This window comes from Microbulbifer maximicatervae (SeqCode) (genome assembly GCF_052468295.1).
Genome location: NZ_CP174340.1, coordinates 595,938 through 617,154, shown reverse-complemented (window position 1 = coordinate 617,154; position 21,217 = coordinate 595,938). Strand labels below are relative to the sequence as shown.

Here is a 21,217-nt window from a genome sequence, read left to right as displayed (position 1 = left end):
GTGGCACCACTCCCGCGTAGCGGGTTTGTACAACGCCGCTATCATTTGCGACAAAAAGCGCAGTGAGTGAAACGAATGAAGTTTTTTGACGTCAAATGCATAGCCTGGTTCTACTCGTTACGCGCAAAGACTTCACGTATTTTGGATTCAGATATACGATTGAAGTCATCCTCGTAATAATCTCTTCCCCATTCGATATAATTTTCTGGTGAAACTTTTATAGCCGAGAGTAACCAACCAGATCCGTCATCTTCATTATTTGTAAAAACAACTGGCCCCCTTTTCCATTCTTCGCTTTCGGAATCTCTCCATAGGCAAAATGTTACATCCTCTTTTTCAAATGCCTCATCATCTAATACTTCCAAAAGCATTGAAGGGGCGCCGTCATACATGCCGGGCCAAACGCCATATTCATCTTGAGCATGCGGACTGACTTCTGATTCATGATCAAAGCCCTTTATGAGAACACTGCCTTGATGAAACACGATGACCAAATCATCACCGCCCCCATTTTCGTATGTCGCCACTTGGATATTTTCGGACCATTCAGGATAAAACCGATAACAACGGAGATGCTCCTCCTCACAAAGCTCAATATCCAAATCGGCACAGGACTTAAAATTTGAAAGGATCTCAGCATTTGATAGGTTGTTAATATTCATAAGTTCCCGTTATTAGTGGAGTAGAACGTTGCCAGCAAGGGCAGCCGAAGCAGAGCGTAGGCTGTCCAGCCCAGCCTCCGGCTGGGCGAGCTTGCCTGGCCTGGTTATAGCTGGCGCGCTCTGAACAACCTACTTGCTCTTTGCCAGCCACCTTTGGCTGGCCACTGCCCAATAAATTTACTGGGAAAAATACCATACTTTCCCCACCAGTTAACTAACTGACTGGCACTCCACAATGCTGCTGCTAGCTTGCAGAACTTGTTGGCTTAAAACGAAGACACTTGAACGGAACTGCGGTGCCAACCTGCAGGAAAACTCTCTGGAGAAATGTGCTCAGGAAGAGATTGGTGCTTGCAGCAACTTCAAACTACCTAAAAAATGACAGCCACAATAACGCCCAGCACAGCGGCTGGCAAAGCTGGCACGTAATTGCGAAGCAATTTGAGTGACAGGTTTGACAGTCCGTTGCTGCTGCTTGTTAGGCATTTTTTACTAGACCTTTCTCGAAAGCGAACTTTTCAAGCCGATCTCCGAGTTCATCTGTATCTGTATAAAACTCATCATCTAGTTTATCTAAAGACTTTTGGATTGCATCGCTATCAGTGGCTATCTGTCTAAGCTCTCTATCAGTTGGCACAATATCTGAACCAAATACTTGAGCTTTTGCCTCACGCAACAATCTTAACGAGTTAGTAGCACCAATTTGGATAAGGCCTAGCTCTGCATATTTGTAATGCTCACCCGCTGAATTGTCGAAATATTGAACGAGACCTCCGTTGTAAACTTCGCCACTTAAACAGTTAACCGCATAATAGGTTTTTTCATCATCTGTTAATGTGTGAAAACCTAGTTTTTCATCGTACACCCTAGAAACAAGATCTCGCCAAAAAGCTCTGAACGGGCATGTTTTATCTAGTTCTCTTTGATTTTTGTAAAACTCTTTAGATTTCTCTAGGTTTTTTCGAATTCCATTTTTGCAAGCCATGCATAAGCCACTTGTTCGTTCCGCTGTACTCGGAAGAATTAGAGCTTGGCATTCTTTACAGGGTACTTTTTCGCTCATAGTAACTTTCTCGATGGTGCCTAACGCCCGCGTCAACTGCCGGAGGCTACTGGTGCCTTTTGTGCGGTTTTTTTTGCACAAAAGGTGACAGTGGCCGGAGGTCAGATTGCACGCGCTTGTTATGCATTCTACCAATCTCGTGTAGCTATTAATTCTTCTATATCAGCATCAAAGCCGTATATTGTTGTTAGATTACTAAAATCTACGCCAATACAGTCTCTAGCTGCAGTCTCGATTTCACTTTCATTTTCTTCGAACTCTTCTTGAAGCTCATTGAATTCTTCTGTTGATTGATGAGTTAACTTATAAAGCTCTTCTAGGCTATTTGGCTGTTCTTCCTCAATCTTTTGACATAAACGAACAAGAATATCTTTCCCTTTATCAACAAGGAAATTGGGGAAATATCCATCATCATACATTTCTTGTAAAAATTTATAGTCTGATGCTTCTTTATTCTTCAAATTCATACATTCTTCCTAAATTTAACTTTGCATAACGCCCCGCACAGGGGCTGACAAATAAGCGCAGCGTTTTGGCTGTCCCAGCGACCAACGAGAGCGACTGCTGCGGTTTGTTATGTGTTTGGTAGTAAGTAGACATATAAAGGGACGGTTAACCAGAAACCACCAAACATACCGTTTTTACTTAGCCTACCGAAAAGCCCACCTTGTGACCCCAAGTAGGCTGCTAAAACCAGTATCAAAGCTGCAACAAAAAGAACCCAAAACTTGCTAACGAATAAAACTGGCCAAAGAATACAGATAGTACCTAATGTTGCTTGGAGCACCCACTTAAGAGATTGAACCTTATCTTCTTTATCTTTAGTCGTAAGCCAAACCATAAGAATGTATGAGCTGACACATAGAGTCGTTAACAGCAGTAGTTTCATAGGGGATTACACATAACAGTTAATTCAAAAGCAGCGTCTATATATCACCCTTCTATATAATTCTACCGCCCTCAATCAAAGCCCGCTTAAAAACCCAATAAAATCAAAAAAATACATTGAGTGTCACGAAACGAAACAAGTAGATATAAAGCAGCGTCTTTATAATTCCGCGCTCTCCCTGCTTTATATCATTTTTCACATCCTTTAAAAATCAACAAGTTATAGAATTTTCCCCAGAAATAGGAGCAGCGTCTTTTGAATTCTGATATACGAAGCAGGACTGAGTTATCAGTACTGTATTTCATCAGCCTACTATGCACATATGTCCCAGCTGGAGGGATGCGCTACCGCGTAAAGAATTGGCTTGCTTAGTACTCGACCTTACTGAGTCAGGTATCTTTTTTGTTGAGTTCAGCAGCAGACTCATTAGAGCAAAGAAAAGTGACGGTCCTTACCTCAAAGACGAAAACGTCCCGCTTCCCTACAAGGCTCTCATAAAATCACAGGGTCGCTGCTGGCCATTCCACTTGCAGTTGATAAGCCATCCATAGTGGTTTGCCCCCCACTCTGCTATTCTGCGCCCCCTATAAAGAAGCCCTTCGAACTTTAGCCTGGACCTTTCTGTTCAGACCTATCCCGATTGCATGCTTCAAGAACATCAGGTTTGGGCTTGCCGTTCATTATTTGATCGAACGCTTCTGCTTATTAAGCCCCCGAGGAAACCTGCCCCCTACCCCAATCTGAGCCGGCCGCCACTCCTGCGGGGCTCTTGGGGTTTGCGAACACTTTTGTAACTTACTGATTTTCTTAGAAAAAATGCCAAAAACCGCAAACAAGACCAAGGCCGCGAAACCCGAACACACCCCCATGATGCAGCAATACATGCGCATCAAGGCCCAGCATCCCCAAGAGTTGGTGTTCTACCGCATGGGGGACTTTTACGAACTGTTCTTTGATGATGCCAAGAAGGCGGCTGAGCTGTTGGATGTCACCCTTACTGCCCGTGGAAAGTCCGGGGGTGAGCCTATACCCATGGCCGGTATTCCATACCATGCAGCTGAGGGCTACTTGGCGCGGCTGATTAAAGCTGGTGTTTCCGTTGCCATCTGTGAACAAATCGGTGATCCCGCCACCAGCAAGGGGCCGGTTGAACGCCAGGTAGTGCGTATTGTTACCCCTGGTACGGTTACCGACGAGGCACTTCTCAACGATCGCCGCGATAACCTCCTGGCTGCTATTTCACACTTGGGCGATGTATTTGGCCTGGCACTGCTGGACCTGGCAACCGGTCGTTTTGTGGTTCAGGAAACAGATACTCTGGAAGCCCTGACCGAGCAGGTGCAGCGCCACAATCCCGCTGAACTGCTTGCGCCGGAAGACCTTAGCCTGCCGGTTGAAATCGAGCGCCGCGCGGGCGTGCGCCGCCGCGCACCTTGGGAGTTCGAGCTGGAGAGCGCTTTGCGTCTGCTCAACCAGCAATTCGGCACCATGAACCTGGAGGCCTTTGGTTGTAGCCATATGCACGGTGCTGTTATCGCTGCCGGCTGTTTGCTGCAATACGCACGGGACACCCAGCGTACCGAGCTGCCCCATATTCGCGGCCTGCTGACGGAAAGTGGTAATGAGACAGTCGCCTTGGATGGTGCCAGCCGCCGCAATCTGGAGATTGATCTGAACCTGAACGGTGGCGATGACAATACCCTATTGTCGGTCTTCGATAGCTGTAAAACCGCTATGGGTAGCCGCTTATTGCGCCGCTGGTTCAACAACCCCCTGCGCCAGCTGACCACCTTGCGCAACCGCCAGGATGCCATCGCAGCGTTAATTGCCGATTATGGCTTTGAGCCTCTGCGTGATGCCCTCAAACCTGTAGGCGATATGGAGCGAATCCTGGGCCGTTTGGCACTGCGCTCTGCACGCCCTCGGGATTTGGCTCGCCTGGGCCAGTCCCTAGCTCAATTCCCGGAAATCCAGCAACAGTTGGCGGAATCTGACGCAACTTTATTGAGTGAGTTGTGCAGCCAGATCGGCGAGTGGCCTGAAACAGTAGAGCTTCTGCAAGATGCCATTATTGAAAACCCTCCGGTAGTAATTCGCGACGGTGGCGTTATTGCTACCGGCTACGACGAAGAACTGGACGAGCTGCGCGCTATCAGTGAAAACGCCGGCGATTACCTGGTGCAACTAGAGCAGCGGGAAAAAGAGCGCACCGGTATCCCCACCCTTAAGGTGGGTTACAACCGGGTGCACGGCTACTTTATTGAAATCAGTCGCGGGCAAAGCGATAAGGCGCCAGCTGAATATATTCGCCGCCAGACCCTGAAAAATGCAGAGCGCTTCATTACTCCCGAGCTAAAGGAGTTTGAAGACAAGGCGCTCTCCGCCAAGAGCCGCGCGCTAGCTCGTGAAAAGGCATTGTACGAAGAGCTGATCAATCAGCTGAATGAGTCCCTGGCAGAGCTCCAAGCCGCTGCTGCGGGTATCTCCGAATTAGACGTGCTGGCATGCTTGGCCGAGCGCGCTGACGATTTGCGCCTGTGCCGCCCAGAACTGGGCACTGAGCCTGGTCTGCATATTACCGGCGGGCGCCACCCGGTGGTGGAGCAGGTATTGGACGAGCCCTTTGTGGCCAACGATATTGAGTTGCACGACGACCGCCGCATGTTGGTGATTACCGGTCCAAACATGGGCGGTAAATCTACCTATATGCGCCAGACAGCATTGATTGCCCTGTTGGCCCACTGCGGCAGTTACGTGCCCGCCGACAGTGCCCAGATCGGCCTGCTCGATCGTATCTTCACTCGCATCGGCAGTGCCGATGACCTGGCCGGTGGCCGCTCCACCTTTATGGTGGAAATGACCGAGACCGCCAATATCCTGCGCAATGCCACCGAGCACAGCTTGGTACTGATGGATGAGATTGGCCGTGGTACCAGCACTTACGACGGCCTGTCCTTGGCCTGGGCCTGTGCCCACTACCTGGCAGGGGAAGTGCGCGCCTTTACACTGTTCGCCACCCATTACTTTGAACTGACTGACCTGCCCAGCCAATGCTCTGAGGCCGCCAACATCCACTTGGATGCCACCGAGCACGGCGAGGGAATTGTCTTCCTGCACCGCATCCAGGAAGGGCCCGCCTCTAAAAGTTACGGGTTGCAGGTGGCCAAACTGGCCGGTATCCCCAGTGATGTATTGACCGAGGCCCGCGCGCGCTTGGCAGCATTGGAAGCCGGCGCCCAGTCGGTAGATGTGCCAGCTCCTATTGCTACGCCTGCATCGGCCCCCAAACAGGAGCCGGAAGAAGCCGCTGTGCCAATGGCTGCGGGCCCTGGTTCCCCCCAGCAGGTAGATCTGTTTGGCAGCCCGAGCCACCCGGCCGTGGATGCCCTTGAGGAGCTTGATCCAGACGATTTGACGCCACGCCAGGCACTGGAAGCGCTCTATTCTTTACGCAAGTTACTGAAGTAAAAGACCGGGCGATCCTGGTCGCCCAATTCATCCTGTTATAAACAGTGAACTAAATCGACTGAAAAGCCACTACAATTCGCGCCAGTAATTGATAAAATCCGCTGCACGAAGAATTCAGTGGCACTATCGAGGGACAAACATGACATTCGTAATTGGGGAAAACTGCATTAAGTGTAAATACACCGACTGTGTAGAGGTTTGCCCGGTAGACTGTTTTTACGAAGGCCCCAACTTCCTGGTAATTCACCCAGACGAGTGTATCGACTGCGCCCTGTGTGAGCCGGAGTGCCCCGCCAACGCGATTTTCTCTGAGGATGAGGTTCCGGACGATCAGCAGGAGTTTATCGAGTTGAACGCAGAACTCGCCGAGGTATGGCCCAATATTACTGAAAAGAAAGACCCATTACCGGATGCCGAGGAGTGGGACGGCAAGAAGGGCAAGCTGGACCAGCTAGAGCGCTAAACAAGTTCAAAGAAAAAAGCCGTCATTGACGGCTTTTTTTCTATTTGTGGAAACCCCAAAAAATGAAAATAATAATTAATGCTATTTGCATTTGGCTTTTTGTATTTTCAACCTGTGCCCAGGCAATTACCGGCAAGGATAAATGGGTAGCGCTTATTTTTGATGAGGGGCCCTCCCCCGACAAAACCGAGCCACTGTTAAAGCGGCTCGAATCTTTGGACGTGACCGCCACTTTTTTCCCTACAGGGCAGGAAATGGAAAGGTACCCGGAGCAGACCCAGGCAATCATTCAGGCTGGACATCAGTTAGGCAACCATGGTTACTCACACACAAACCTTTCCCAGATGCCTTTGAGTAGTGCCAAGGAAGAGATTAAAAAAACCTGTCGGCTACTACAAAGTAATGGCTATACCAGCAAGCCCATGTTTCTCCCTCCTCACGGAAAGATGTCTGACGAGCTGGGCACGCTTTTAAGCGATCACCAGTTCAAGATTGCTCACTGGGATATCGATCCTACTGAGCAACTGCAAGCAGGCGGCGCTCAAGTCGCAGCTGACTATATATCCCAAAAGGCAAAAGACGGAAGTGTAGTTCTGCTGCACCCCATGTATGGTCAGCACCATCAGGTAATGGAGGCCCTGCCCCTCATTACTGCGCAACTCAGGCAAAAGGGCTTCCAGTTTGCCACACTGGAGCAACTAACCCTCATGAAAGCAGGCGACCATTTGGAACCTGTGGAGCGGGACTCTATCAATTAGCGGAACGGGAGCCCAAGGCTCCCTCCACTCTATTGGGAGCCTCTTATGTTGCGCTGGGCTGTCACCTTTCTGGTTATTGCGCTGATCGCCGCCTTCTTTGGCTTTAGTGGCATCGCTTCGACCGCAACTGAAATAGCCAAGATTCTCTTCTTTATTTTCCTTGTGATGTTTGTGCTGGCACTGATTTTCGGCAGACCCAAGTAGAACAGCCGCCTAAGGGCGCCTGTTATTACTTCTTGTGAGGCACTCGGGTCGGCGCCAGGCTGAGCACTTCAGCAATGTGATTGGCCCCCAGTACCATCTCCATTACGCCCAATGCCTCAAGAATCTCATCATCACCGGCACCGAGCTTTCGCGCAGCGGCAATCAGGTGCTCGCGATGGTCATCAGGGGCGCTGTTGGCATTGCGCGCCAAGTCAAACAGGGCGTGCTCTTTTTCAGAAAAGTGCACATGCTTGGGGTCAGTGCGAATCCGCATCACTTCATCCGTTTCCACCCCAAGCATTTGCAGGGACATACTGTGATGGTAAATGCCATAGTCACAGTGGTTATCGGCTGAGACTGCCAGGCCAATGGCTTCTTTCAGCTGAGCCGACAAACAGCCGTGAATCATCACCGTCTTAAACTTGTACCAGTTTGCCTCAAGTAATCCCGGGTGTTGGGCGTAGACACGGAACAGACTGGGGATTCCCCCCAACTCGTCATCAATCTCAGCAAAAACCCTGGCTACATCATCGGAAGCTGGGTGCTCGACCAACGGAATACTGCTCATTATTCACCTACCTGTCATCGCCGGGTGTCCAAGTGGCATAAATTACTTTCTGGCACGACATAACACTGTATATAATCACAGCATGAGAAAGATTATCCACTGTGATTGTGACTGCTTCTACGCTTCGGTCGAAATGCGTGACGACCCCAATCTCCGTGGACGCCCCTTGGCCGTTGGAGGCAGTAGCGACCGCCGCGGAGTGATCTCTACCTGCAACTATGAAGCCCGCAGCTATGGGGTTCGCTCCGCAATGCCTACCGCCCAGGCCAAGAAACTGTGCCCTGATTTGATTGTAGTACCCGGCAACATGGCTAAGTACCGAGAGGTCAGCGGGCAGATACGGGAGATATTTCTCGACTACTGCGATGATATTGAGCCCCTATCCCTGGACGAAGCCTTCCTGGATGTCACCGACAGTGGCCGCTGCCACGGCAGCGCTACCCTAATCGCTGAGGAGATCCGGCAACGGGTGCACGACACCCTGGGTATCACAATTTCTGCCGGGGTGGCCCCGAATAAATTCCTGGCCAAAATTGCCAGTGATTGGCAGAAGCCTGACGGATTGACAGTCATTACGCCGAGCGAGGTCGATCAATTTGTTTTGCGCCTGCCTATCAACAAAATACACGGCGTGGGACGGGTAACCGCAGAGAAAATGCATCGACAAGGCATTCGCACTTGCGCGGATTTACGCAATTTTTCGCAAGTTGAACTGAGTAAGAAGTTTGGCAAATTTGGCCGCCGCCTTTACGACCTTTGCCGTGGTGTTGACGATCGCCCGGTAAGCGGCGATGGCTCCCGCAAGAGTGTTAGTGTCGAGCGCACCTTTCGCGAAGACTTATCCAGTTTTGACGAATGGCTGGAACAGCTGACAGAGCTGTATATGCGTCTGCTGGAGCGGCTGGAAAAACTCGGCGATCGTTACGAAGTAAATGGTGCCACCGTTAAAGTAAAGTACGCAGATTTTACTACCAGCACCCACGAGCGCAGCAGCCGTGCCGGGCGCATTTCTGAATTCCGCCAGCTACTGCAGGAGTGTCGGGAAAAACGCCCTGCTCCCATCCGCCTTCTTGGGGTAGGCCTGCGACTCACAGACCTCCGGGCGGGGCAAGGCCCTGTTCAATTACCACTACCCTTGCCAGAGCAAGCCTCTTTTTGACGTTTGATTGCTTAATTAGGCGCATCATCACTTATTGATAAATCTGGCGTTGGCCCTTACCCGAGCAACCACCTCTCAAACCAGGGGCAACTATACTTCGCAAGCCCGAAGATTCGTATCTGTCGTACCGTGACATCGGCTGAAATTATAAGTACTGGCCAGAGAATAATTGCGACGCAGAACCATACTACAATCTTCTTTATTGACGCCGCATAAACCAGTACTCGGCCAGTGGTTCGAGGCGGGATAATTTGCGTACGGAGGCTCAAGACATTGTCTCTCAAAGAGTTACGCCAGCTATCTGACGAGGCGCTATTCCAATACTACAAGGAGTCGCGCAAACCTGCTGTGTTCCGTCAACTCTACGGCCGCCATAAAGATTCCCTGTATCGCTACTGTATGCAAATGGCGCCGTCTTCATCCACTTTACTCTTGCAAAAACTCTGGCGTGGTCTTTTGGAAAATCCGCCAGAATTGCACGGGCGTCTGCTTAAAAGTTGGCTTTACATCCAAGTCAATAAATTGCTCAAGCTTGAGGAATTTTCCAGTTCGAAGAAATCCGCGCAAGAGTCTCCCCAGCAGAATAGAATTCTCGCAGCGATTCAAAATTTACCTTCTCAATTGCGCAATGTTTTATTACTGCATATGGAATGCAAGCTGCCACTGGCAACCGTGGCCGATATCGAGCAGCTCTCTCTCAATAAATGCCGCACCCTATATCATCGCGCCCGAACCGCACTGGACGAAGCGATATACGGTTCGGAGAGAAGACCTTGGCAAGTAGAAGTTATCGAAGAGTAATCGAGTTAATGCTATGAGCAATTGGGAAAATCAATATTTTAAAGAAGCCGAGACGTTGACTTCCCCGCAGCAGCTGGATGACGATCTATATAAAACAGCCCAAACCTATAAGCCGAAAGTAAACGTCAATCATCTACTCTCTCGTGCAACAGTAAGTTGTAGCTTGGTAACCGCCTTGCTATTGCTTCTTCATCCAGCCCAACACCTAGGTGCCTTCACTCACAAGGCAAATTCCACCGAGCAGCATTTGTACGAGCCGGCGTTAAGGGATTGGAAAGAAACTGTGATGGCAGTTACCCCAGCGCCAGATCCCTGGCTCGCACTACGCAATCAGGTAAATAGTGGCGAGTATGTTGCCTTGTGCCACTTTTGGCGGACTGAACAGCAGGATGGAAGTGAAGAATCCCTGCCCGATGAATTACGTAAAAGTGCTAAGCGTCACTGCCGAATTTTATCGAGCACGGCTTCAAGGAGCTAGAAACAACTGATATCAAGTTCAAGCGGCCAGTTCGAATTCTCACTTCCTATACAGTCTCAACTTAGCCACTACACTGTGGTAGGCATCTACGGTGCCGGTGGTCCTTCTGCCGGAGAAAATCCGGTACTAAAGTCGGTAATCAACCAACTTCATGGGCGGATATTCTCCCACACTCGAAAGCCCACTATTTACCATTACCTTAAAAATGAGGTTTCGCGCAAAAAAGCAGCGATATTGTTTGGCTACAGCAGAGGGGGAAATGCTGCGGTAAAAATCGCCAATGCACTTGGTCGGCAAGGCATCTCTATACAATGCCTGGTGATATTTGATGCCCACAGCATCAATGACAAAAGAAAATTCAAACTCAAATATGACAATATCAAAAGGGCTTACAACTTCTTTCAAAGAAACCCCAGAACCGCTGGAAAATATGGCTGGTGGGGTATAAACCCCTACTGGGGATGCACCCTATTCTCACCATTTATTGAAGTCCAACAATTTGACTTTACTGGCGAGTACTACAAAAAAGGTATTCCCGCTTCTCACTTGAATATTGTTCGCATGGGTCTCAACACCCTTAAACAGGAAAAAACGTTTATATAAACTCGCCTTAAATAACTCTCAAACAGATCGAAACCACCACTTTCCACTACGGCTTAGAAAAATGGTGGTCCAACCTTATACCGACCCCACTAGGTAATCTGCAGAAAAATCCACTCTGCAACTAAAGCTGGCTTCGCCTCGCCCTCTATTTCCATAGTTACCATCAATTTAATTTGATACTGGGACTCTTTTTTCTCCGTAATATCCAGTATTTTCCCAAATACGCGCACCCGGCTACCGGTCTTTACCGGGTTGATAAAGCGGACTTTATCCAAACCATAATTCACCCCCATATAAGCACCTGTAACCGTTATCTGTAGAGCCCCTACAAAATAAGGCAGCAGTGACAATGAGAGAAAACCATGGGCAACCGTTCCCCCAAAAGGTGTTTTGGCGGCGGCCTCTGGGTCTACATGGATGAACTGTCGATCCAAGGTGCACTCAGCAAAGCTATCAACTCTCTGCTGGTCAATTTCAAACCAGTCTGTGGGCTCTGTTTCAAAGCCAATGTAATAGCCGAGGCTATCAGGTGAAATTTCTACAGGCATCGAAGGCTCCTTTTCGATTCTCTATTCGCTTTCTCAGCGACTCCCAACCTCAATAGGCCGAGAGACCGCCATCTACCGCTAATGCCTGTCCGGTAATGTAAGTCATTTTTGGGGAAACCAGCATCAACATGGCCGCTACGACTTCTTCCGGCTTGCCCAGGCGTTTCATCGGGCATCCCTCAGCGAGAAACGCTTGAACTTGTTCAGGGCTGGCATCTTCAGTTGCAATATCGGTAACCATCGGGGTGAGGCAATAGAAGGGGCAAATCGCGTTTACACGGATACCGTACTTGGCGTTTTCCATCGCTGCCGTTTTGGTCAGGCCGATCACACCATGTTTTGCCGCGGCGTAGGAGGCAATCTTGGGAGCACCGCCCAGCCCTGCCATAGAGGAAACATTCAGTACAGCTCCGCTGGTCATCTTCAATAGGGGCAACTGGTGTTTAAGCCCCAGGAAAACCCCCTTAAGGTTAACGTTGTACTGAAGATCCATCATGGCCTCATCTGTCTGCTTAAGAGACATCATCGGAGGCGCGATTCCAGCATTGTTAACAGCGATATCCAGCTGTCCAAACTCTGACTGAGCCAGTTGCGCCAGAGCAGCGCAATCAGACTCTTGGGAAACATCACAGCGCTGGGCGCGCACAGCAATATTTTGGCTTCCCAGTTTGTCCGCCAACTGCATCAAGGCCTCTTCATTGATATCTCCCAATACCAAACGAGCGCCCCGAGAATCAAGTTCCTCGGCCAATAATTTTCCAAATCCACTGGCAGCGCCGGTAATCAGTGCGACTTTATCGCTAAAATCGAGAATTGGATCATGCATGGTTAAATCCCCCCACAAGAAGTCAAACCACCATCCACAACGACACATTCTCCAGTCGTATAACTGGAGGCATCGGAGACCAAGTACAAAACTGTACCCGCCATCTCTTCCGGCTCCGCATGGCGGTGCATGGGAATATGACCAACCGCAGCTTTATAAATATCCTCGTGGGAAAACAATGCCCCGGCGAATTTGGTTTTTGTAAGCCCTGGTAGTAAAGCATTCACCCGGATATTAAATTGCGCACACTCCTTGGCAAACGCTTTGGTCATATTGACCACCGCCGCCTTGGTAATTGAGTAAATACCCTGCCCAACACCCGGCTGCAAGGCATTCACTGAGGCGGTATTTACAATAACGCCACCACCCTGCTCTCGCATCAATTTGCCGGCTTCTACCGACATAAAGAAATAACCGCGTATATTGACCTCTACCGTCTTTTCGAAGGCCGCTAGATCAGTATCAAGAATATGGCCAAAATAGGGATTAGTCGCCGCATTGTTGACCAAAATATCCAAGCGACCAAATCGCTCGCGAATATCGCCAATAACCTGCTGGATATTATCCATGTTGCCAATATGGCAGGGGATCGCATCGGCACAGCCACCAGCATCCACAATTGCATCGGCTACGGCCTGACACCCCTCAATTTTTCTGCTGGAAACCAAAACATGGGCACCCTGCTCAGCCAAAAGTTTTGCAATGGCCTCACCAATACCTCGACTGGCACCCGTCACCAGGGCAATTTTTCCCGTGAGATCAAAAATATTCTTTGCCATTTCTTATCCTTATAATTTCAGAAGTTAACCGTTAGCAGCGATATCCAATGCAGCTTGTGCGAGGGGTTCTACCAGAGCTCCCAGTTTCGCCGCATTTTTATTGGAGGCATTGCCGTCTTTTGCACGCTTTACCACCCCCTGAACAATCGCTGCCAGGCGGAAGAAGCTAAATGCCAAATAAAACGGCCAATTATCAATCCCATCAATACCCATTCGCTGGCAGTATTTGGCCACATACTCTTTTTCGGAGGGGATGCCCAAGGCCTCTATATCCAAGCCTAATAGGCCGGACATTTTGTCTTTGCCTGCAGGCATTCGCATTTGCATACACTGGTAAGCGAGGTCGGCATAGGGATGTCCCAGTGTGGAAAGTTCCCAATCCAAAAGCGCTATGACCTTGGGCTCCTGAGGATGGAAAATCATATTGTCGAGCCGGTAATCACCGTGCACCAATGCGATACGCCCATCATCATCCGGTAAAACGTCACCCAACCAGGCCATCAACTCATCCATTGCGGCAATGGGCTCCAGCTCAGAGGCTCGATATTGAGTGCTCCAGCGGTCCAACTGCCGCTGGAAGTAATTACCTGGTCGGCCGTAATCCGAAAGGCCTACGGCATTAATATCCAAACTGTGCATGGCCGCCAGTACACGATTCATTTCATCGTACATAGCGCTACGCTGCTCGGCGTCAACTTCCGGCAGTGCCGCATTCCAGAATATCCGGCCCTCACAATATTCCATTAAATAAAACATAGAACCGATCAGGTCCCGGTCCTCACAGAGGTGCAATACCCTGGGCACCGGCACATTAGTATCGGCGAGTGCTGACATTACCCGGTACTCCCGATCTACGGCATGGGCAGATTTCAATAACTTGCCGGGAGGTTGGCGCCGCAATACATAAGATCGCGCCGGGGTCTGCAACTTGAAAGTGGGGTTAGACTGGCCACCGGGAAATTTGGTGACCGTTACAGGCCCATTGAAACCGTCGACTTTGCCGGACAAATATTCTTGCAGTCGCTCAACAGGCAGCTCTTCCACAGAGCTGCGCAAATTGTTTACCGTCTCAGTCACTGAGTCCTCCATGATTTTCTGCGGCGGCATAGTGAGCTGCCAGGTTTCTGCCCAACTGCATCATATGAACTTGATCGGGACCATCCGCCAGACGGATGGTCCGAGCATAAGCATAGTGGTGGGCGAGACTGTAATCCTGCCCCAATCCCGCAGCGCCGTGAATCTGTATGGCGCGATCTATCACCTTACAAGCCATCTGTGGCGCAACAATTTTTATCATTGCGATTAAATCTTTGGCCGCCTTATTACCCAACCGATCCATTTGCGCAGCGGCCTTCAGAGTCAGCAGGCGTGCCTGCTCAATTTCGCAGGCGGATTTGGCAATATCTTCCCGCACCGATCCCTGCTTGCTCATCGGGCGACCAAAAACAATGCGCTGCTCCGCGCGTGCCGACATCATCTCCAGCGCTCTTTGAGCCTGACCAATTAAGCGCATACAGTGGTGTATCCTGCCCGGCCCCAAGCGTCCCTGGGCAATTTCAAAACCGCGCCCCTCTCCAAGAATTAAATGGCTTGCGGGCACCCGGACATTTTCAAAAATCACTTCCGCATGCCCTTCCGGTGCATCGTCATAACCGAATACCGTCATCGGGCGAACTATTTTGACTCCAGGCGTATCAGTGGGTACCAGGATTTGCGATTGCTGCTGGTGACGATTGGGATTTTCCGGGTCGGTCTTACCCATCACAATCATCACTTTACAGCGTTTATTCATCAGGCCACTGATATAAAACTTGTGGCCGTTAATAACGTAGCTATCGCCATCGCGGATAATCGACGTTTCGATATTAGTGGCATCGGAGGAGGCAACCCGGGGCTCGGTCATAGCAAAGGCAGAGCGAATTTTTCCATCCAAAAGCGGAGTTAACCATTGTTCCCGCTGGGCCTCAGAACCGTACTGAGCCAAAACTTCCATATTGCCGGTATCCGGGGCATTACAATTAAATACCTCCGATGCAAAAAGCACTTTCCCCATTTCCTCAGCCAGGGGCGCATACTCCAGGTTATTGAGCCCGGCACCGTAACGGGAATCCGGTAAAAACAGATTCCAGAGTTCCGCTTCCCGGGCTTTAATTTTTAATTCTGCCAAAATCGCCGGCTCTCCCCAGCGATCCTCCTGCAACTGCTGCATAAATATCGCTTCGGCGGGATAGATATACTCCTGCATAAAATTTTGCAGGCGTTCCAGCAGTCCTTTTACTTTGTCTGAGTATTCAAATTCCATCGCTACCTGCCCGATCAACTGTAAGTGATATGTTCGTGACGCCCATCCCGATCCAGGTGCGGCACATGATTGAAACTGTGCAGACTGATATTTTCTGCACTGAAAAATAAACGGCTAACGGCTGTGTTTTGGATTTGCATATTGAGATTGGCGACGGTGGAAATTGAGCCGCCCAATATTTGCGTCAACATCATGGCAATGGCACCACCCGAACTAACAACCAGGGTTCGGCTGCCTTTGGGGCTATCGCAAATGTTTTTAAGCGCATCTGCGATTCTGGCTTCAAAATGCGACCAGGTTTCCGGTGGACTGATCTCACCGGCGGCCCAAGCCAGCATCCCCTGCTTCAGGAATCGATAAAAATCGGCGCGACTGGCACCTGCTCCCGGTGCCCGATCCGGGTATAGTTCGCTGTAATGCTTGGCAACCGCTAGAAAATCAAATTCATTAAGCTGGGTGAGTACACTGCGGGTATTTTCACCGGGGATTTCCAGCCCCTCGCAAATGCCGTCCAAAGTTTGCCGGTGCCGGGTTAGGTTGCCACACAGCAACCGGTCGAAACGAATACCCTTATCCCGCCAGTATTCACCCAACCAGCGCGACTGTTGCCAGCCGGTATCGGAGAGATTGTCATAGTCATCGGCCCCAAATGAAGCCTGTCCGTGACGTACCAGAATAAATTCAGCCACCTATTTCCCTCCCCTTTTGATCTCCCCAACCCTATCTCCAGCATTTGAATCATCAAAGTTTATTATGCGAATATTGAATCATTCATGAGAGTGATGGTGGTGACAGCAATGCAATTACAGCGGATCGACATGAACCTCTTTCCCGTGCTGGAGGCGATATACACAACCCGAAACCTGACTCGTGCCGCTGAGCAACTGCATATCACCCAGCCGGCTGTCAGTAATGCTCTCGCGCGACTTCGCCGTACGTTAGACGACCCACTATTCACTCGCAGCCCCACCGGTATGGCACCGACGCCACTGACTGAGAGCATTATGCCGAAGGTCCAGGAAGCTCTTTCTCTACTGGGGGCAAGCCTTAGCGAGCAGCGTCATTTTGTGCCACAGGAAGCCAGAAAAACCTTGCGGCTCTCCATGAACGATATGGCGGAGACTTTCCTTTTACCTAGGCTGCTGGAAGTGCTGGAGCAGGAGGCCCCAGGTATCACTGTCGAGTCTTTCCAGGTCCCAAGGGAGCAGCTGGTCAAGGAACTGGCCGCCAACACCCTGGACTTTGCCCTGGATGTTCCCGTACCCACTTCCCCACAGATAAAACAACAGCGACTGATGAACGATCGCTACCTGTGTATGTTGCGCCAGGATCACCCCTTGGCGGATTCCGCCAGCCTTACCCTGGAACAGTACCTGAAGCTGGAACATATCCATGTCTCCAGCCGTCGGAGTGGTCCTGGCCTGGAAGATATTGCCCTGAACAAGTTAGGGCGCCGTCGCAATGTGAAATTGAGGGTCCAGCACTACCGGGTCGCACCGTTAGTGGTATTGAGAACCGACCTGGCACTGACAGTCCCCGCCAGCCTGGCGCGACAGTACTCAGCCCGATTGTTTGAGCTTCCGTTTCAAATACCGCAAATGGACTGGCACCTGCTGTGGCATAAAAATCAACACGACGACCCAGCCAATCAATGGCTGCGAAACAAGTTGGTAAGCTTGGTAGAGGAGTAAATGAGCCTCTGTATACGTCGAGACAGGGAACCCTTAAAAAACACTTTATTTATAGATGAGAATGGGACGCATCAAGGTTAGATGGGGCCCGTAATTGATCACTGAATTCGACCGGTTAAGTCACTGTTTCACAGTGGGCCGTCTTGTTATCCTGCTGGGCAACGATATGCACTTTTTTGCATATACATAAATGAACCCTAAAGGTTACAAGAAGAGAAATTTGCCATGTCCCAAGCCTACCCTAATATGCTTGCCCCCCTGGACCTGGGCTTCACCACCCTGAAAAACCGGGTGCTGATGGGCTCCATGCACACCAACCTGGAAGAACACCCCAATGGCTTCACCCGTTTGGCGGCCTTTTTTGCCGAACGTGCCCGCGGTGGCGTTGGCCTGATTGTAACCGGTGGTATTGCCCCGAACGAAGAGAGTGGCGTATTCCAGGGCGCTTCGAAGATGACCACTTCGGAAGAAGCCCAGCAGCACCGCGAAGTCACCGATGCTGTTCACGCTGAGGGCGGCAAGATCTGTATGCAGATCCTGCACACCGGCCGCTACGCCTACAACGAAAACCTGATTGCACCCTCCCCCATCCAGGCGCCGATTAACCCCTTCACCCCGCGCGAATTGACCAGCGAGGAAATCGAAGGCCAGATCGATGACTATGTTCGCTGCGCCACCCTGGCTCGCGAAGCCGGCTACGATGGTGTGGAGATCATGGGCTCCGAGGGTTACTTTATTAACCAGTTCATCGTGAAACGCACCAACAAGCGTACCGATGAATGGGGCGGTTCCTTCGAAAACCGTATCCGCCTGCCGATCGAAGTTGTGCGCCGCGTAAGGGAAGCCGTCGGTGAGAACTTTATTATTATTTACCGCCTGTCCATGTTGGACCTGGTAGAAGATGGCAGTGACTTCGATGAAGTAGTGGCTCTGGGCCAGGCTATCGAAAAAGCTGGCGCCACAATTATCAATACCGGCATCGGCTGGCACGAAGCGCGCGTTCCCACTATTGCCACCAGTGTTCCCCGCGCGGCATTTACCGATATCACCGCCAAGGTGAAAAAGCACCTGTCTATCCCGGTAGTCGCCAGTAACCGTATCAATGTGCCGGAAGTCGCCGAAGAAGTTCTGTCCTCCGGCCAGGCTGACATGATTTCCATGGCACGCCCCTTCCTGGCAGACTCTGAGTTCGTCAACAAAGCCGCCGAAGGCCGCGCCGACGAGATCAACACTTGCATTGGCTGTAACCAAGCGTGTCTGGACCACACTTTCCAGCTGAAACTGACCTCCTGCCTGGTAAACCCCCGCGCTTGTCACGAAACCGAATTGAACTACCTGCCTACCGACAACGTGAAAAAGGTAGCTGTAATCGGCGCCGGCCCTGCGGGCATGGCCGCATCTACCGTTGCCGCAGAGCGTGGACACGAAGTAACCCTGTTCGAAGGCAGCGATAAGATTGGTGGCCAGTTCAATATCGCCAAGCAGATCCCCGGCAAGGCAGAATTCCAGGAAACCCTGCGCTACTTTAAGCGCCGCCTGGAAGTCACCGGTGTTGAAGTAAAACTTAATACCATCGCCACAGCGGAAGATCTGCAATCTTTTGATGAAGTGATTATTGCTACCGGTATCGAGCCGCGCACTCCACCGATCCCCGGCATTGAGAGCGATAAAGTCCTGGGTTACCTGGATGTACTGAAGCACAAGAAGCCGGTTGGCGAGAAGGTTGCCATTATCGGAGCCGGCGGTATCGGCTTTGATGTAGCGGAGTACCTAACCCACGATGGGCCCCACTCCACAGAAGATGAAGTGGTCGCCAGCGATAAGGAAGAGTTCTTCAATGAATGGGGTGTCGATATTGCCCTGGAGAATCGCTCCGGCCTGAAGCCACGCGAAGCAGTAAGCTCTCCGCGCCAGGTATATTTGTTGCAACGCAAAACCACCAAAGTGGGTGCAGGCCTGGGTAAAACCACCGGCTGGATTCATCGCGGAAGCTTGCAGCATCGCAAGGTAGAGATGATTGCCGGTGCCCTTTACGACAAAATTGACGATAAAGGCCTGCATATCCGCGTTGGTGAAGAGGAAAAGGTACTGGAAGTCGACAATATTATTGTCTGCGCCGGTCAGGAGCCTGCACGCAAGCTATACGAAGCTCTGCAAGAACGCGGCGTAACCACCCATCTGATTGGTGGCGCTGATGAAGCCGCAGAACTCGATGCCAAGCGCGCTATCGACCAGGGCTCACGTCTCGCTGCCGAGATCTAATTTCCCGGCGATCACAAAATAAAATACCCCCGTTGACCAGAGTTGGCGGGGGTATTTTTTTGCCCTTAAATTCTGTATCCCGTGCTAGGAGACATTGGCGACTCGATCCGCGACTACCGTTCCCTCAGGCTCAGGCCACTCAGGGCGAGACAGATACTCGGTAAGGCGATAGAGCACGAACACAACTCCACATAACGCCACTAACAAGCCGTATAAGGCCGGGCCACTCCACCATTGAATAATCACTCCACCAATTAATGGCGCCATCGACCAGCCAATGGCATAAAAGGAAGAGGCCCCAAAATAGGTACCGCGTAAATGGGATGGTGCCAGCCGGTCAATTTGAATGCTCATGGTTGGAAACAAAATTGCCTCAGCCAGACTCAAAATAAAAGTCGCTCCGAGCCAACCCCAAAACCAATCTACCGGATTTAGGGCATACCAAATCTGGGAGATCGACAAAATACCCAACCCAATCACAATACGGGTGTTAATGGCCAGCGGCCCCATTAACTTCATAATGGGAAACTGCAGTAATACTATCGTCGACGCATTAACAAAGATCATGCTGGATATCAGCTCTACCAATCCCGGCGCTTCAGCGCGGGTGAGGTATTGCACCAAGCTTGAATCCATATGCGCGTAGATAAACAGCGTTAAAATATTCGCAATAATCACCACCAGAAATACCTGATCACGGCGCAATACCGAGAGCGTATTTCCCAGAGATACGCCCGCATCCCTTTGCTTACTCGCTAAACGCCCGCTCTCGGTTCTGGCAAAACCCCAAACAAAGGCCAGGGCTAAGAGTAAGTAGCTGATAGAGGTGAGCCCAAAAGTGGATTGCTGCGCACTCAAACCAGCCCAGACACCCACAATCGGCCCCAGCGCGGCCCCCACATTAATCAGGAAGTAGCGGAATTGCAGCGCCAATTCACGGCTGGCTTGATCGTCAATTAAGTCGCCTATCAGCGCACTCGCCGGCGGCTCCCACACCGCGCGACCAATAGCACACAGGGTCATCGCACAGATAAATCCTACCAAGGTTTGCGTCACAGCCAACAAGGCAAAGGAAAAAATACTCACAATACAGCCAAGCAATAGCATATTGCGACGCCCATAGCGATCCGATAGCGCACCGGTAAAGAAGCCCAGCACAGCAGCACCAACGGCAGATGCACTTAAGATCAAACCAATTTCAGCCGCGCCGAGGTGAAACTTTTCAAATAGAAGGATGGCCAGGAAAGGCCAGACCATAAAATAAGTTCCACGGCTAAAAAAACTGCCAATTAAAATAATCCAAACTAACGGAGGGAAGCTCCCCAAGCTTCTCCACCACTTCCCATTCATGGTTACTACTCCAATAGATTCACTGCCAACAATTCGATAGAGGCACCTGTCCTGTATGGTTTAAGTTGGCTGGTTCCAGATAAAAGAATGGCGCTAAGGCCACTCGGCGAGTGCCCGCAAGACATTGGTACAAATGCAAACCCGGAAGGTTCTTTCACTATTCGGCCAAGGTACCCATCTTTCAGGGGAGGGCAAGCAGCCTACCTCAGAAAATTAAGAGGTAGACAAAGAAGAGTTTCAGTAAGCAAGATGAATTTGAGACAAACAACCTTTATTTACCGACAAAAAAACCCGAGATGATAAGATCCCGGGTTTCCTTCTTGGCAGAAAATGCTCCTGCCCT

General features: G+C 50.5%; 21 protein-coding genes. 10 read left to right on the top strand and 11 right to left on the bottom strand.

Annotated features, from left to right (window positions below):
* Nucleotides 1-110: 110 nt before the first annotated feature.
* The 3 genes from ACJJIQ_RS03095 to ACJJIQ_RS03085 form a co-directional block, all read right to left on the bottom strand.
* A complete protein-coding gene (locus ACJJIQ_RS03095; protein WP_445363672.1) occupies nt 111-662 on the bottom strand; it encodes a hypothetical protein in 552 nt (183 codons plus the stop codon).
* A 478-nt stretch (nt 663-1,140) separates the two neighbouring features.
* Nucleotides 1,141-1,725, bottom strand: a complete 585-nt coding sequence (locus ACJJIQ_RS03090; RefSeq protein ID WP_445363671.1) for a DMP19 family protein — start codon at nt 1,723-1,725, stop codon at nt 1,141-1,143.
* 128 nt (nt 1,726-1,853) lie between these two features.
* On the bottom strand, nt 1,854-2,192 hold the full coding sequence (locus ACJJIQ_RS03085; protein WP_445363670.1) for a DUF5713 family protein: 339 nt from the start codon (nt 2,190-2,192) through the stop codon (nt 1,854-1,856).
* Nucleotides 2,193-3,430: 1,238 nt separating this feature from the next.
* Between ACJJIQ_RS03085 and mutS the strand changes: the two genes are divergently transcribed.
* The 4 genes from mutS (at nt 3,431) to ACJJIQ_RS03065 (ending at nt 7,507) form a co-directional block, all read left to right on the top strand.
* Nucleotides 3,431-6,082, top strand: coding sequence for a DNA mismatch repair protein MutS (gene mutS, locus ACJJIQ_RS03080; protein ID WP_445363669.1), 2,652 nt, complete (start codon nt 3,431-3,433; stop codon nt 6,080-6,082).
* 139 nt (nt 6,083-6,221) lie between these two features.
* The gene (gene fdxA, locus ACJJIQ_RS03075) at nt 6,222-6,545 is read left to right on the top strand and encodes a ferredoxin FdxA (RefSeq protein WP_108732342.1); all 324 of its coding nucleotides are present in this window, start codon (nt 6,222-6,224) and stop codon (nt 6,543-6,545) included.
* Between the two features lie 62 nt (nt 6,546-6,607).
* The gene (locus tag ACJJIQ_RS03070; protein WP_445360100.1) at nt 6,608-7,303 is read left to right on the top strand and encodes a polysaccharide deacetylase family protein; all 696 of its coding nucleotides are present in this window, start codon (nt 6,608-6,610) and stop codon (nt 7,301-7,303) included.
* A gap of 45 nt (nt 7,304-7,348) precedes the next feature.
* Nucleotides 7,349-7,507, top strand: coding sequence for a DUF1328 domain-containing protein (locus ACJJIQ_RS03065; protein ID WP_282931841.1), 159 nt, complete (start codon nt 7,349-7,351; stop codon nt 7,505-7,507).
* A 25-nt stretch (nt 7,508-7,532) separates the two neighbouring features.
* Here the strand turns inward: ACJJIQ_RS03065 and ACJJIQ_RS03060 are convergent, their stop codons facing one another.
* On the bottom strand, nt 7,533-8,075 hold the full coding sequence (locus ACJJIQ_RS03060; RefSeq protein ID WP_413664916.1) for a carboxymuconolactone decarboxylase family protein: 543 nt from the start codon (nt 8,073-8,075) through the stop codon (nt 7,533-7,535).
* 82 nt (nt 8,076-8,157) lie between these two features.
* On the opposite strand from ACJJIQ_RS03060, the gene dinB reads away from it, so the two are divergent.
* The 4 genes from dinB (at nt 8,158) to ACJJIQ_RS03040 (ending at nt 11,116) form a co-directional block, all read left to right on the top strand.
* A complete protein-coding gene (dinB, locus tag ACJJIQ_RS03055; protein WP_444927146.1) occupies nt 8,158-9,234 on the top strand; it encodes a DNA polymerase IV in 1,077 nt (358 codons plus the stop codon).
* Between the two features lie 273 nt (nt 9,235-9,507).
* On the top strand, nt 9,508-10,035 hold the full coding sequence (locus ACJJIQ_RS03050) for an RNA polymerase sigma factor (RefSeq protein WP_444912463.1): 528 nt from the start codon (nt 9,508-9,510) through the stop codon (nt 10,033-10,035).
* 13 nt (nt 10,036-10,048) lie between these two features.
* Entirely contained in the window at nt 10,049-10,513 is a 465-nt protein-coding gene (locus tag ACJJIQ_RS03045; protein WP_445363668.1) for a hypothetical protein, read from the top strand.
* Nucleotides 10,514-10,588: 75 nt separating this feature from the next.
* Complete coding sequence (locus ACJJIQ_RS03040) at nt 10,589-11,116, top strand: hypothetical protein (RefSeq protein ID WP_445363667.1); 528 nt, start codon at nt 10,589-10,591, stop codon at nt 11,114-11,116.
* Nucleotides 11,117-11,205: 89 nt separating this feature from the next.
* Here the strand turns inward: ACJJIQ_RS03040 and ACJJIQ_RS03035 are convergent, their stop codons facing one another.
* Genes ACJJIQ_RS03035 through ACJJIQ_RS03010 form a run of 6 tightly spaced genes read right to left on the bottom strand, consistent with a single transcriptional unit; the run spans nt 11,206 to nt 16,260 of the window.
* Complete coding sequence (locus ACJJIQ_RS03035) at nt 11,206-11,664, bottom strand: MaoC family dehydratase (protein ID WP_445363666.1); 459 nt, start codon at nt 11,662-11,664, stop codon at nt 11,206-11,208.
* 49 nt (nt 11,665-11,713) lie between these two features.
* The gene (locus ACJJIQ_RS03030; protein ID WP_445363665.1) at nt 11,714-12,490 is read right to left on the bottom strand and encodes an SDR family NAD(P)-dependent oxidoreductase; all 777 of its coding nucleotides are present in this window, start codon (nt 12,488-12,490) and stop codon (nt 11,714-11,716) included.
* Nucleotides 12,491-12,492: 2 nt separating this feature from the next.
* A complete protein-coding gene (locus tag ACJJIQ_RS03025) occupies nt 12,493-13,269 on the bottom strand; it encodes an SDR family oxidoreductase (RefSeq protein ID WP_445363664.1) in 777 nt (258 codons plus the stop codon).
* Nucleotides 13,270-13,293: 24 nt separating this feature from the next.
* Complete coding sequence (locus tag ACJJIQ_RS03020; RefSeq protein WP_445363663.1) at nt 13,294-14,346, bottom strand: phosphotransferase; 1,053 nt, start codon at nt 14,344-14,346, stop codon at nt 13,294-13,296.
* Entirely contained in the window at nt 14,339-15,571 is a 1,233-nt protein-coding gene (locus ACJJIQ_RS03015) for an acyl-CoA dehydrogenase family protein (RefSeq protein ID WP_282931831.1), read from the bottom strand. The genes ACJJIQ_RS03020 and ACJJIQ_RS03015 overlap by 8 nt, the downstream gene beginning before the upstream one ends.
* A 14-nt stretch (nt 15,572-15,585) precedes the next feature.
* Nucleotides 15,586-16,260, bottom strand: coding sequence for a histidine phosphatase family protein (locus ACJJIQ_RS03010; protein WP_444898127.1), 675 nt, complete (start codon nt 16,258-16,260; stop codon nt 15,586-15,588).
* 108 nt (nt 16,261-16,368) lie between these two features.
* On the opposite strand from ACJJIQ_RS03010, the gene ACJJIQ_RS03005 reads away from it, so the two are divergent.
* Both ACJJIQ_RS03005 and ACJJIQ_RS03000 read left to right on the top strand, forming a co-directional pair.
* Complete coding sequence (locus ACJJIQ_RS03005) at nt 16,369-17,262, top strand: LysR family transcriptional regulator (RefSeq protein ID WP_444898128.1); 894 nt, start codon at nt 16,369-16,371, stop codon at nt 17,260-17,262.
* Between the two features lie 225 nt (nt 17,263-17,487).
* A complete protein-coding gene (locus tag ACJJIQ_RS03000; protein WP_413664906.1) occupies nt 17,488-19,524 on the top strand; it encodes an oxidoreductase in 2,037 nt (678 codons plus the stop codon).
* A gap of 84 nt (nt 19,525-19,608) precedes the next feature.
* Here the strand turns inward: ACJJIQ_RS03000 and ACJJIQ_RS02995 are convergent, their stop codons facing one another.
* Nucleotides 19,609-20,874: an MDR family MFS transporter gene (locus ACJJIQ_RS02995; protein ID WP_445363662.1), complete on the bottom strand. Its 1,266-nt coding sequence runs from the start codon at nt 20,872-20,874 to the stop codon at nt 19,609-19,611.
* Nucleotides 20,875-21,217: the final 343 nt, after the last annotated feature.

Excerpts from the sequence above, each read along its gene's own strand:
- ACJJIQ_RS03095 (WP_445363672.1), bottom strand. The coding sequence starts at position 662 with ATGAATATTAACAACCTATCAAATGCTGAGATCCTTTCAAATTTTAAG.
- ACJJIQ_RS03090 (WP_445363671.1), bottom strand. The coding sequence starts at position 1,725 with ATGAGCGAAAAAGTACCCTGTAAAGAATGCCAAGCTCTAATTCTTCCG.
- ACJJIQ_RS03085 (WP_445363670.1), bottom strand. The coding sequence starts at position 2,192 with ATGAATTTGAAGAATAAAGAAGCATCAGACTATAAATTTTTACAAGAA.
- mutS (WP_445363669.1), top strand. The coding sequence starts at position 3,431 with ATGCCAAAAACCGCAAACAAGACCAAGGCCGCGAAACCCGAACACACC.
- fdxA (WP_108732342.1), top strand. The coding sequence starts at position 6,222 with ATGACATTCGTAATTGGGGAAAACTGCATTAAGTGTAAATACACCGAC.
- ACJJIQ_RS03070 (WP_445360100.1), top strand. The coding sequence starts at position 6,608 with ATGAAAATAATAATTAATGCTATTTGCATTTGGCTTTTTGTATTTTCA.
- ACJJIQ_RS03065 (WP_282931841.1), top strand. The coding sequence starts at position 7,349 with ATGTTGCGCTGGGCTGTCACCTTTCTGGTTATTGCGCTGATCGCCGCC.
- ACJJIQ_RS03060 (WP_413664916.1), bottom strand. The coding sequence starts at position 8,075 with ATGAGCAGTATTCCGTTGGTCGAGCACCCAGCTTCCGATGATGTAGCC.
- dinB (WP_444927146.1), top strand. The coding sequence starts at position 8,158 with ATGAGAAAGATTATCCACTGTGATTGTGACTGCTTCTACGCTTCGGTC.
- ACJJIQ_RS03045 (WP_445363668.1), top strand. The coding sequence starts at position 10,049 with ATGAGCAATTGGGAAAATCAATATTTTAAAGAAGCCGAGACGTTGACT.
- ACJJIQ_RS03035 (WP_445363666.1), bottom strand. The coding sequence starts at position 11,664 with ATGCCTGTAGAAATTTCACCTGATAGCCTCGGCTATTACATTGGCTTT.
- ACJJIQ_RS03030 (WP_445363665.1), bottom strand. The coding sequence starts at position 12,490 with ATGCATGATCCAATTCTCGATTTTAGCGATAAAGTCGCACTGATTACC.
- ACJJIQ_RS03025 (WP_445363664.1), bottom strand. The coding sequence starts at position 13,269 with ATGGCAAAGAATATTTTTGATCTCACGGGAAAAATTGCCCTGGTGACG.
- ACJJIQ_RS03015 (WP_282931831.1), bottom strand. The coding sequence starts at position 15,571 with ATGGAATTTGAATACTCAGACAAAGTAAAAGGACTGCTGGAACGCCTG.
- ACJJIQ_RS03005 (WP_444898128.1), top strand. The coding sequence starts at position 16,369 with ATGCAATTACAGCGGATCGACATGAACCTCTTTCCCGTGCTGGAGGCG.
- ACJJIQ_RS03000 (WP_413664906.1), top strand. The coding sequence starts at position 17,488 with ATGTCCCAAGCCTACCCTAATATGCTTGCCCCCCTGGACCTGGGCTTC.
- ACJJIQ_RS02995 (WP_445363662.1), bottom strand. The coding sequence starts at position 20,874 with ATGAATGGGAAGTGGTGGAGAAGCTTGGGGAGCTTCCCTCCGTTAGTT.